Below are 12,719 nucleotides of genomic sequence, written 5' to 3' on the forward strand. Positions count from 1 at the left end.
AAAGGCCATCTAAAAAACAATATTGGGAGTTCTAATATTGTACACCCATAATACTTTACCCCAAAACATATTTAGCAATATTTCACATCCTTATATTTTTTGCCATATTTTTAAAACTAACCTCCTTCCCCACCCTCTTGTCAGCGTCATCGTCCCCGAACCCGCCATTATCACCCCAATCCCCTTACCACTTCCCTCTCCCTTAATCTGTACCTCTGTCAAGTCAGTATTCTTCATCGATCCCCACACGCCTACCCCATACCCATCCCCTATAAAATTAATTGTCGTATTATCCTCCACCTTCAACGTCCCCTTCCCCATCATAACTATTCCCGTTTGCACATTTGTTATCGCCCCCCCCATTATTGTCACCTTCCCTCCCTCTGCGTGTACCCCCGTGCCATTTCCATTAGTTTCCTTAATCGTCACTTTGTCAAAATCGTCCCCATATTCATCACCAACTCGCCTGCCACCGCATTCACCCCCGTCATGACCTGTGAAATCTCCACCGTATTCAACGTCACCTTTTCCCCGCCCGCAGATACCCCCGTATCTGCTCCATCCTTTCCCGTAATCGTCCCCTCAAGCACCTTCAGCGTCCCACTCCCTGTTACCTTTGCCCCTGTTGTGACCTGCATCAACTTCACCATATTCATCATCAACGTCCCATTACTGACCTCAGCCCCCGTTACTGTACCACTCCCATCAATAGTCAGATTCATCACATCAGCCTTCCCCGAGCCCTCCATCTTCACCACCGTACTCCCACCCCCACTTCCCGTAACATTTATAGTACCCCCTCCACTTACAGTAGCTTCTGCACTACCCTTAATCTTTATCGCTTCTTTCACCCCTGTAAAACTAACTGTCGTTCCCTTCCTCACCTCCACCTCTCCCCCTGTTCCACTCACCTCTATCCCCGTTACCGTAGTCATAGCTCCCATACCCCCACTAATAGTCAGACTCCCCACCGCCCTCTTATCAAAAATAACCCTCCCCTCATCCTTCACCTCAATCATAACCCTCCCCCCATCCTTCCCTGCCTCAATCGCATTCTTCAACCCAAATGTCCCCCCATTTACCGTAATCACAGACCCTGAACCATCAACCTCCATTACCTTCTGCACATCTGTAATACTAACATTCTCCTTCAACGTCAGCCTCGCCCCCTGTTCCACCCTAATCGCCGATTTATCACTCCTATCACCATTTTTAACCGTCAGCAGATTATCTCCTATCGTAATATCTGTATTCGGCCCTATTATCTTTATAGCCTCATCATCATCAGGGTCACTCATATCTATTGTTCTCTCACCAGTCAGCATCCTTGTCTTAATCTCACTGCCACACACAATCTTCCCACTAGAACTATCCCACCCCTGCAACATATCACCAACACCAGCCTTACCATTACAATTACCCATATTCGTCCTTAATTGTTGAGCATATACTTTTTGAGATGTAATAAGAGCCAACCCAGCCACAATAGCCGTTGAGAGGACACATAAACAAACATGATGTTTTAAGACACGACGCATAACCATAACCCTACATCCTCTTTAAACCAATCCGATTAAAAGAGACAAACTGTTCATAAAAAAAGATAAAAACAAAATCATTCCTGAACGGCTTACCACAAACCTAAACGCCCCCCCTTAAACCCCCTTACAAAAAAACATAAAACATTAACAAAAGGCTCTCTAAAAATGCCCTAAAATACAAAGCCTAAAACAAAAAGACTACACCATCAAACCATCCGCCTGTCCGTTATCATTACCAATGATCATCACCTTGACTGCGGTAAGATTTGCACCTTTTCCTTCGACTTTGATGAATTTTGTAGAGTTAGCACCCCTCTTTACCCTTCTATCACCCCCATAGTTCATAATAACGCCATTGAGCACGACCTTCCCCGTTGAAAGACTGACAGCATGCTCTCCTTTAAACTCAATTTCCCCCTTCTTCATCCAGAATTCACCATTCAACACAGTAACCCCATTTTTGATATTAGAAAAGACCGCACTTTCTAACATCACCCGCCCCCCATTTTCCACATGAACCCCTTGTACATGACCATTTCCCTCGATTTTAATGCCCGTCCCCCTAATATCTGCTGTATTTAGAGCATTTCCTTTTGCCTCGACCTTTAAGAAAGTACTCTTGTCATTATCTCCTGTATACTTCATAGCGACATTAGTTAACAAAGCATGGCCCCGATTAAGATAGACAGCATGCTCTCCTTTAAAAGTCATCTCCCCACCCAGTACCTGTACAGCACCCTCTTTAATGGTCATCCCATTGTAAACATCAGTATAAGTTGGCTTCATCAATACAACCCGTCCACCCCTTATTACATGCAAGCCCTGCCCATGACCATTTCCGTTGATTGTTAGATTTGCTGCAACGACTGCGGCCTTCTTTTTAGAAAGGATCGTTTCCACAGCATTTGTAGTAGTATCCTCTCCGGTAATTTTGATGAAGTCAGCCGTAGGACTATTTCCTTGATAAGTCATTTTGACCACCATTAAAGCAACCTGACCCTGGATAAGATCGATGCCGTGCTTTCCATCAAAGCTTATCTCCCCACCTTCCATACGCACAACCCCCTCTGTAACAGTCATACCATTTTTGACATTGGTAAAGGTTGTATTTTTCAAGACAACCTTTCCGTCCTTTATGACCTTTAAGCCCAGCCCTTTACTTACATTTCCTGAAGTGGAAATTGTTACATTTTCTGCCAAAACTGTTCCCCCTTCGACCCTCATGAAGTTAGCAGTCTTATCACTGCCCGCATAAGTCATATTGACGCTCTTTAAAACAACATTACCCTTTGCAAGATTGATCCCGTAATCTCCTTTAAAAGCAATACCTCCTTTGTCCATAATCACATTCCCCTCTGTAACAATTATACCATTTTTGACATCGGTAAAGTATGTCTCTTTCAACCACGCCGCTCCACTACTTGTTGTCACTTGTACCCCCATTGCTACCCCTGAAACATTCACCCCCTTCATTATTACTTTTCCTCCATACCCCACTTCTACCCCCGTTCCAGTGTTACTAATACCAGATCCTGTAATGGTGAGCTCATTTAACAGGGCATGCCCTAGAACAAGATTGATACCGTAGTCTCCATTAAAAGCAATAGATCCCCGGTTCATCACCAGATTCCCACTTGTCATCCGTATTCCCATTCCAACCTTTGAAATCTCCACCCCCCTCATCATTACTTCTCCTGAGTTACTCACCCCCATCCCTATACTCTTACGACCTTGTCCTGTAATATTGAAACTACTTAACAAAGCCTGTCCCCCACTGAGATAAATGCCGTGCCCTTCTTTAAAAGTAATGCCTCCTTTTTCCATACGTATGGTACTCCTTCCCTCAACAGTCATACCATTTTTGACATTGGTAAAGGTTGTATTTTTCAACCACACTGCTCCCCCCTTTATGACCTTTAAGCCCTGCCCCTTGTCATTTCCTGTGATTGTTACATTTTCTGCCAAAACTGTTCCCCCTTCAACATTGATGAAGTTAGCAGTCTTATCACTGCCCGTATAAGTCATGCTGACACCCCTTAAATCAACATTCCCCTGCTTGAGATGAATGCCGTGCTCTCCATCAAACTCTATTGATCCTTTTTCCATGTACACATCCCCGTTTTCGATATTCATCCCTTTTGCAACATTTCCCAAATGCGTCTCTTTCAACCACGCCTCTCCCCTCATCACCTCTACCCCCGTTCCAACCTCTGAAATATGTACATTCTCCAACCACACCTTCCCCCCCTCTGCATATACTCCCGTACCTTTCTTTTCTTCTCCCGTAATCGTTACATCCATCAAACTAGCATTCACCGATCCCTCCATATACACCCCATACCCATCTCCCTTTTCAAACTGAATCTCTGTCTTACCCTTCACCATCAACATCCCATCCCCTATCATAACGATCCCCTTCTCTACCTCTTTTATCGATCCCCCTGTGATCGTCACCGCTCCACCCATTGCAGTTACCCCCATTTGTACATTTGAAATATCCACATCGGTCATCGTCCCCGAGCTCTCCATTATTACCCCAGTACTCCCATCTCCCCCAGTTCCCCTAATCGTCACCTTTGTCAAAGTAGCACTCTTTACCTTCTCTTCCACATATACTCCAGCTCCATCCCCTATAAAATGAATTGTCGTCCCACCCTTCACCGTCAGATCCCCTGCCAACACCTCCACCCCCTTCCAAACCCCTTTTATCGACCCCCCACTAACCATCACCGTTCCCCCACTCACATATACCCCGTAACCACTTCTCCCTCCCTTAATTTGTACATTTGTCAACTCAGTACTTGTCGCCCCTCCTCCCATATACACCCCATACCCCCGCGTAAAATGAATTGTCGTATTATCCTTCACTTCCAACGTCCCCTTTCCCATCATAACGATCCCCGTTTGCACCTCTTTTATCGACCCTCCCTTCACCGTCACCCTTCCTTCCCCCCCCGCATATACCCCGTAACCACTTTTTTCTCCCTTAATTTGTACATCCTTCAACTCAGTACTTGTCGCCCCTCCTCCCACATACACCCCATACCCCCGCGTAAAATGAATTGTCGTATTATCCTTCACCATCAACATCCCATCCCCTATCATAACGATCCCCTTCTCCACCTCTCTTATCCACCCTCCCTTCACTGTCAGATTCCCTCCCTCCGCATATACCCCCGTACCCTTACCCTCTCCCTCTCCCTTAATCGTTACCTCTGTCAACTCAGCCGTCGCTGTTCCTCCCCACACACCCACCCCATACCCATTCTCCGTAACCGTAATCACCGTCCCATCCTTCACCGTCAACGTCCCACTTCCAGACATATCTATCCCCGTTTGCACCCCCCTTATCCACCCCCCACTAACCATCACCGTTCCACCCTTCGCATACACCCCCTTACCCTTTCCATCAGTTCCCGTAATCGTCACCTTTGTCAACTGAGCACTTGTCACCATTCCTCCCACCTTCACCCCATACCCCCGCGTAAAACTAATTGTCGTATTATCCTCCACCGTCAACTTTCCATCCCCCATCATAGCTATCCCCGTTTGCACCTCTTTTATCTCCCCTCCTGTGATTGTCAGATTCCCTGCCTTTACCTCCACCCCCATACCAACCCCTGAAATACGTACATCCTTCATTGTCCCCGAGCTCCCCGCCATTATCACCCCAATCCCCGTATTTGACCCATTACTTCCCTCTCCCTTAATCGTTACCTCTGTCAACTCAGCCGTCGCTGTTCCTCCCCACACACCCACCCCGGTTCCATTCTCCGTAACCGTAATCACCGTCCCATCCTTTATCTCCAACTCCCCTGCCATCACCCTTACCCCCATTTGTACATTTGTTATCGACCCCCCTGTGATCATCATCGTTTTGCCCCCCGCATACACCCCCGTACCCTTTCCTTCTCCCACAATCGTCACCCTTGTTAACTCAGTACTTGTCACCGATGCTCCCACTTTCACCCCATAAGTTTTCGCAAAATTAATTGTCGTCCCCTCCCTTATCACCAACTTCCCACTTCCCGCATATACCCCCATTGCTACCCCCGAAATATCCACCTTATCCATCGTCATCGTTTTCCCCGCCATTATCACCCCAATCCCCGTACTTGACCCATCACTTCCATTTCCCTCTCCCATAATCTTCGTCCCTGTCAAACTAACCGTCACATCCCCCCACACGCCTATCCCATGTGTCCCTTTAAAACTAATCCTCGTCCCATCCTCCACCTTTAACGTCCCACTTCCAGACATATCTATCCCCGTTAGCACATTTGTTATCGACCCTCCCTTCACCGTCACCTTCCCTCCCTCTGCATGTACCCCCGTACCCGTGCCATCTCCCCCAGTTCCCCTAATCGTCACCCCTGTCAAAGTAGCACTCGTCACCGATCCTCCCACCTTCACCCCATGCGTCCCCTTAAACTCAATCCTCGTCCCATCCTCCACCTTTAACGTCCCCTTCCCCGCCATATCTATCCCCGTTTGCACCTCTCTTATCCACCCCCCTGTCACCGTCACCTTCCCTCCCTCTGCATGTACCCCCATACCCTTTCCATCAGTTCCCTTAATTTGTACATTTGTCAAAGTAGCACTCGTCACCTTCTCTCCCACTCTCACCCCGTGCCCATTCTTAAACTGAATCTCTGTCCCACTCACCGTCAACGTCCCCTTCCCCGCCATATCTATCCCCGTTTGCACCTCTCTTATCCACCCCCCTGTCACCGTCACCTTCCCTCCCTCTGCATGTACCCCCGTACCCGTGCCATCTCCCCCAGTTCCCCTAATCGTCACCCCTGTCAAAGTAGCACTCGTCACCGATCCTCCCACCTTCACCCCATGCGTCCCCTTAAACTCAATCCTCGTCCCATCCTCCACCGTCAACGTCCCACTTCCCGCCATATCTATCCCCATTTGCACATCTGTCATCGACCCTCCTGTGATCGTCATTGTTCCCGTCCCCTTCTTCACCTCTACCCCCAATTGTACCTTTGAAATATCCACACTGGTCAACGTCACATTTCCCGTCCCCTCCATCCACACCCCCGTACCCTTTCCATCAGTTCCCTCAATCATCACATTTGTCAAAGTAGCACTTGTCACCCCTCCCCCCACTCTCACCCCATGCTTTCCCTTAAACTCAATCCTCGTCCCATCCTTCACCACCAACGTCCCCTTTTCCATATCTATCCCCTTCTCCACCTCTCTTATCCACCCTCCTGTGATTGTCACCGTTCCACCAGTCGCATTCACCCCCATTTGTACATTTGAAATCTCCACCATATTCATCGTCACACTTCCCGTCCCCATCGCAGTTACCCCCGTACCACCCCCATTTCCCGTAATCACCGTCCCCATCAACTCAGCCGTCACATTATTTTGTATCTTCACCCCATATCCATCCGTAAAACTAATTGTCGTCCCCCCATCCATCACCAATTTCTTACCCCCCTCCATATTTATCCCCCACTTCACTTCTTTTATCGACCCTCCTGTGATCGTCATTGTTCCCGTCCCCTTCTTCACCTCTACCCCCAATTGTACCTTTGAAATATCCACATTGGTCATCGTCACCTTTTTCCCCGCCGCAGTTATCCCCGTACCACCCCCATTTCCCTTAATCTGCGTCCCCTTCAACTCAGCACTTGTCGCCGTCCCCGACACCTTCACCCCCGTCCCCCCATTTGTAACCGTAATCGTCCCCATATTCATCACCAACTGCCCTGCCGCTGCATTCACCCCCATTTGTACCTGTGAAATATCTACCATATTCAATGTCACTGTCTTTGCAGTCCCCGCATATACCCCCGTTCCACTTCCCGTAATCGTCACCTCTGTCAATTTAGCCGTCGCATTATCCCTCACATGCACCCCATAATCCCCCTTAAACTCAATCGACCCCTCTGTCATCACCAACGTCCCACTCTCCTGCACCCTCACCCCCTGACTCCCTCCCGTAACCGTCACCCCTGTCAATTTAGCCGTCCCACCCCCCTCCATCCACACCCCCGTCCCATTCTCTCCCTCAATCGTCCCCCCATTCATCTCCAACCTCCCACTCCCATCCACCTTCACCCCCCACGTCTTCCCTTCAATCGACCCTTCTGTCACCTTCAGCGTCCCCTTTGTCACCTGCACCCCTGTTTTGAAATTTGAAACATTCACCGTATTCAACGTGACTGTCCCCGAGCTATCCATCTTCACCCCCGTACCCGTACTCACAGCTCCCCCACTTCCCGTAATTGATCCCCCCGTCATAGTAGCACTCCCTCCTGTTATATTAAGCCCCGTCCCATACATCCCCGTAACCGTAATCCCCACCCTTGTCAAATCAGCCGTCGCACTTTCCGACACCTTCACCCCCCACGTCTTCCCCCCAATCGACCCTTCTGTCACCTTCAGCGTCCCCTTTGTCACCTCCACCCCTGTTTGCACCCCTGAAACATTCACCGTATTCAACGTGACTGTCCCCGAGCTATCCATCTTCACCCCCGTACTCCTACTCTCAGCTCCCCCAGTTCCCGTAATCTCTCCCCCCATCATAGTAGCACTCCCTCCTGTTATATTAAGCCCCGTCCCATACATCCCCGTAACCGTAATCTTCACCCTTGTCAAATCAGCCGTTGCACTTCCCGACACCTTCACCCCCGTCCCACCATCTGTAACTGTAATCGTCGACGTACCATTTATCACCAACTGCCCATTCTTCGCCTCCACCCCTTTTGCAAATTCCGAAATCTTCACACTGGTCAACGTGACTGTCCCTGAACTATCCATCTCCACCCCCGTACCCGTACCCTTTCCCGTAATCGTCCCCTCAAGCACCTTCAGCGTCCCACCCCCTGTTACCTTTGCCCCTGTTGTGACCTGCATCAACTTCACCATATTCATCATCAACGTCCCATTACTGACCTCAGCCCCTGTTACTGTTGTTCCCCCACTCCCATTAACAGTCAGATTCATCACATCAGCCTTCCCTAAGCCTTCCATCTTAATCCCCGTACTCTTTCCCGTAACATTTATAGTACCCCCTCCACTTACAGTAGCTTCTGCACTACCCTTAATCTTTATCGCTTCTGTCACCCCTGTAAAACTAACTGTCGTTCCCTTCCTCACCTCCACCTCTCCCCCTGTTCCACTCACCTCTATCCCCGTTACCTTAGTCGTAGCTCCCTCCCCCCCACTAATAGTCAGACTCCCCACCGCCCTCTTATCAAAAACAATCCTCCCCCCCTTCTTCACCTCAATCATAACCCTCCCCTCCCCATTCCTTGCTCCAATCGCATCCTTCAACCCAAATGTCCCCCCATTTACCGTAATCACAGACCCTGAACCATCAACCTCCATTACCTTCTGCACATTTGTAATACTAACATTCTCCTTCAACGTCAGCCTCGCCCCCTGTTCCACCCTAATCGCCGATTTATCACTCCTATCACCATTTTTAACCGTCAGCAGATTATCTCCTATCGTAATATCCGCCTTCGACCCCGTTATCTTCACAGCCTCCTCATCAGGGTCACTCATATCTATTGTTCTCTCACCCTCCAGCGTCCTTGTCCCACTGCTACTGTTACACACAATCTTCCCCTCCTTCTCATCATGATGCCTCGACCACAACCCCTCACTACTCTGAACCCAACCCCCACAATTCTGTGCTTGAGCATATACTTTTTGAGATGTAATAAGAGCCAACCCAGCCACAATAGCCGTTGAGAGGACACATAAACAAACATGATGTTTTAAGACACGACGCATAACCATAACCCTACATCCTCTTTAAACCAATCCGATTAAAAGAGACAAACTGTTCATAAAAAAAGATAAAAACAAAATCATTCCTGAACGGCTTACCACAAACCTAAACGCCCCCCCTTAAACCCCCTTACAAAAAAACATAAAACATTAACAAAAGGCTCTCTAAAAATGCCCTAAAATACAAAGCCTAAAACAAAAAGACTACACCTATAAAACACAAACCGTAAAACAAACTCGCCTAAAAATTACGCGATAAATCATACACAAAATCAGGTATTTTAAAGATAAACTCATTGTCTGACTCCCCCCCAATGTTCACCTACCGTCCTGAATAACCGAAGATATTTTTTTGCTCATAATTCACAGCATTACGCAAAACCAACCATTTGGCAGTTTTGCATAACAAATGTAGCAATAAATCTAGGTGAAAAATTTCTATCTTGGGAGATATCTTTAGAGTTGGGCTTTATAAATACCAACTATCAAGATTTCTTTTTAATTTGCTGTTATTATAGAACAGCTCATAAATACTACCCTTTTGCAGCTTACCGCTTTCTAAAGATTATAATAGCTGTATCGATCACTTTATAGACAAGCTTCTCACTCAAGTTAGCGATTAACTACTATGGTGCCAACGTTTACATACTCCCCCTAAAACATACAATAATATTACCATATATTGTTTTTTACTATTCACAATAACCCCGGATTAAATATGGCTGCTATTATAAACACAAAAACTTGTCAAAATTCAATTAAGAAAATAACTTAACCTCTTCTCCATCCCAAAAACAGTTCCTTATAATGCGAATTGATCAAAAAAGCTCTATTAATAGAGCTTTTTTCATAACTTAACTTTATAAACATTAGAATTTATAGGCCATACCTATACGGAAATCATTAGCTTTATAACTACGCTCAATTCCATTCTTTGTGAATTTCTGTTTACCAAAACCCGAATAACGATACTCTGTACGCAAAATAGTGTTACCTATCATCGCAAAATCAACACCAACACCAAAAATATAACCAATCATTGTCCTTTTTTCTCCTATTGTATTAATCATTATTTGACCTTGTTCTTCGTTCGATCTCAATAAGATATCTTGAAACTGCGTATAAGAAACACCACCAGCGATATAAGGCATAACACGATCAGCAACAAAACCGATACGTGCCCGCGTAGCACCAACCCATTTCTGTTTTAAAGTATGATTATAAGTTGCAAATTTAATTTTTGGAACAACGTCTTCATTATAAGTATCATAACCAGAAGCAGAAACTATTCCTTCAGAATCTCTCGTTACGTTTTTATTTTTTAACTCTTTATTTTCACCACCATCGTTTATATCAATAGTTTTTATGTCCTTTTTATTAAACAAAACTATATCCGTATCAACACCTAGAATAAAATTATTCCCGAAACTAACATTGGCACCTGCATAAAAACCTCCAACAAACCCTGAAAGTTTAGGCATAAAATCTTTCTTAATTAAAGCCCATTTTTCAACATCACCATTCTTTAAATAACTTGAACTTAGATCAGTTTTACTCGAAAAAACACCAATCTGACCTCCAAGATAAAAACCTGCCCAAGAAAAAACAGGAGTAACAATAACTGATGGCGCAACGGCCATCGATTCTCGAGGAATTGTACCACTTTCTGCTCGTCCCGCAGAAAGTGCAAGAAAAACGTGAAAGTCGACCAGCGCAAATAACCGTTAAAGAAAATCAATTGGTTCAAGCAATAAGAGATATTTTGAAAAAATATGATCTTCTTTAAAGCATAATGAACACAGAAAACGGTTCTGTGGATGAAAACCTATTAACAAGAAAAACTGAAAAACACATAGAGCTTACAGAAAAAAGCTATGTTTTATATACCTGAGAGAATTAGGTTTTTAAAGACACATCATAATGGAGATGCAACCTTAGAACAGGATGCTCTCTTAACATCAAAAACAAACATTCAATGGCAGAAAATTTTTGATGATCTTCTCATCTGTGTCTACAACAATTACCAAAGAAAAAATCCTGATGTTAATTTTCAGAAAGACGTTATTGATATTTTTCATGATCATGATGCGGTTAACCAGCGTATTGCAAGCATCAATTACTATTTGTCTGATTATTTGTTTAAGAACGATTTTGATTATTGTCACATCAAGAGGTGTTGGGAGTTTAGTAGTTTTGAGGATTTTTACTTAATAGTACAAATAAATGGCTCTGTATTCTCTCTCTATAAAGGAGATGAAAATACCATAGGATTTTTTATTCTAAAGTTGTGAATAAAAATTCTCTTTAATGCTTACATCATTTGGAAAATCTTATTCCCTAATCTTAAATAACGTTAGAGTAAACAACATTTAAGTTAAACAATTTTACAAGATTATTTCTGAAAACGTTAAGCTGCATCACATAAATGACGCGGCTTTGTTTTGCTGTTTAAAAGCAGGCGCCCCCGTGCCTGTTATTTACGCTGCTGTAGCAACCTCGACGATATTATCGCCTTCATAAACCTCACAATTTGTTGGAATAGACTACTCGTTTTGTCCTGTGATTTTTGCATTTCCATATGCTTTTCCTCAAACACATCCATTACCAGAAATTTTTGCATTACCATAAACAGAACCATAAATTTTTGCAGAACCAGCAACTTTTGCCCCTGGTTTAATACGAGCTGAACCGGAGACCTCAGAATCCCCATAAATATGTGCATCATTATGAACCCATGCTTTCTTTAAAATACGAGCATTCCCATAAACGTGTCCACAAACAACAGCATCATCACACACGATAGCATTGTCGTAAACTAAAGCTTCACAACACACCAATGTACTACCCCCAACCCAACAATTGTCATCATGAGAAAGATTGTCTTCTTTCTCTATAAAACCACAAAGGTCACCAGCTTTAACATCACCAAAGTCTCTTAATGCATGAATACAATGAAAAGTATACCCTTCAATTTCTTTGATTTCACTTGTAAATTCATATTTTTTCATTTGGATTTTTCCTTATCGTAAAGATGTTTTTGATTGACACCCAAAAGGGCGCCGGGCGCTCAAAAACACGGCGATAAGCCCGTCGTTACACTTTCCCCATAAAGGGTATTGTATGGTGTAACTACACCCGACAAAACCACTATACGCTAGAATATGTATAAAGAAAATTCAGCTTTTAAAAGACATTGGAGAGATTGTTTCGTAACCTATCCGCTTATCGCTAAGTGTTTTTGAAGCACTTGGATATTTGTATAACAAAACTATCTTTTACTATCAAACAAAAAACTCATCACCTGTTACAATTTTCATAGCGATTGCCCTAATTTTTGCATCTGTTCTATTTTCCTTAAATTAGCCCCGTACAGAGTGTTTTATGTTCCCAATGTGTTTGGGGAAATTCATCAAAAAA

Annotated in this window: 7 protein-coding genes; 2 read left to right on the forward strand and 5 right to left on the reverse strand. The window is 44.8% G+C overall.

Annotated features, from left to right (window positions below; all coding sequences use genetic code 11):
• Positions 1-90 precede the first annotated feature (90 nt).
• From BWD162_RS05150 to BWD162_RS05165, 4 genes are all read right to left on the reverse strand, one after another.
• Positions 91-429 carry a hypothetical protein gene (locus tag BWD162_RS05150; RefSeq protein ID WP_078705713.1) on the reverse strand — a complete coding sequence of 113 codons (339 nt, stop codon included), beginning with the start codon at positions 427-429 and terminating at the stop codon, positions 91-93.
• On the reverse strand, positions 426-1,544 hold the full coding sequence (locus BWD162_RS05155; protein WP_078705714.1) for a hypothetical protein: 1,119 nt from the start codon (positions 1,542-1,544) through the stop codon (positions 426-428). Before BWD162_RS05155 ends, BWD162_RS05150 begins: the two co-directional genes overlap by 4 nt.
• 195 nt (positions 1,545-1,739) lie before the next feature.
• Complete coding sequence (locus BWD162_RS05160) at positions 1,740-9,311, reverse strand: beta strand repeat-containing protein (RefSeq protein ID WP_078705715.1); 7,572 nt, start codon at positions 9,309-9,311, stop codon at positions 1,740-1,742.
• A gap of 860 nt (positions 9,312-10,171) precedes the next feature.
• The gene (locus BWD162_RS05165) at positions 10,172-10,942 is read right to left on the reverse strand and encodes an outer membrane protein (RefSeq protein WP_078704984.1); all 771 of its coding nucleotides are present in this window, start codon (positions 10,940-10,942) and stop codon (positions 10,172-10,174) included.
• Here BWD162_RS05165 and BWD162_RS07690 point away from each other — a divergent pair.
• Together BWD162_RS07690 and BWD162_RS05170 are read left to right on the forward strand one after the other, a co-directional pair.
• Complete coding sequence (locus tag BWD162_RS07690; protein WP_153300974.1) at positions 10,927-11,088, forward strand: hypothetical protein; 162 nt, start codon at positions 10,927-10,929, stop codon at positions 11,086-11,088. The genes BWD162_RS05165 and BWD162_RS07690 overlap by 16 nt on opposite strands.
• 88 nt (positions 11,089-11,176) lie before the next feature.
• Positions 11,177-11,593 (forward strand): hypothetical protein, encoded by a 417-nt coding sequence (locus BWD162_RS05170; protein ID WP_236824101.1) that lies wholly within the window; start codon positions 11,177-11,179, stop codon positions 11,591-11,593.
• 297 nt (positions 11,594-11,890) lie between these two features.
• Here the strand turns inward: BWD162_RS05170 and BWD162_RS05175 are convergent, their stop codons facing one another.
• The gene (locus BWD162_RS05175) at positions 11,891-12,310 is read right to left on the reverse strand and encodes a hypothetical protein (RefSeq protein WP_236824102.1); all 420 of its coding nucleotides are present in this window, start codon (positions 12,308-12,310) and stop codon (positions 11,891-11,893) included.
• Between the last annotated feature and the right edge of the window lie 409 nt (positions 12,311-12,719).

This window comes from Bartonella sp. WD16.2, assembly GCF_002022505.1.
In the GTDB taxonomy this organism is placed as follows: Bacteria; Pseudomonadota; Alphaproteobacteria; order Rhizobiales; family Rhizobiaceae; genus Bartonella.

What these genes read in the sequence shown, in the direction of transcription:
- BWD162_RS05155 (WP_078705714.1), bottom strand. Translation starts at nt 1,544, where the DNA reads ATGGTTATGCGTCGTGTCTTAAAACATCATGTTTGTTTATGTGTCCTC.
- BWD162_RS05160 (WP_078705715.1), bottom strand. Translation starts at nt 9,311, where the DNA reads ATGGTTATGCGTCGTGTCTTAAAACATCATGTTTGTTTATGTGTCCTC.
- BWD162_RS07690 (WP_153300974.1), top strand. Translation starts at nt 10,927, where the DNA reads ATGGCGCAACGGCCATCGATTCTCGAGGAATTGTACCACTTTCTGCTC.
- BWD162_RS05165 (WP_078704984.1), bottom strand. Translation starts at nt 10,942, where the DNA reads ATGGCCGTTGCGCCATCAGTTATTGTTACTCCTGTTTTTTCTTGGGCA.
- BWD162_RS05170 (WP_236824101.1), top strand. Translation starts at nt 11,177, where the DNA reads ATGTTTTATATACCTGAGAGAATTAGGTTTTTAAAGACACATCATAAT.
- BWD162_RS05175 (WP_236824102.1), bottom strand. Translation starts at nt 12,310, where the DNA reads ATGAAAAAATATGAATTTACAAGTGAAATCAAAGAAATTGAAGGGTAT.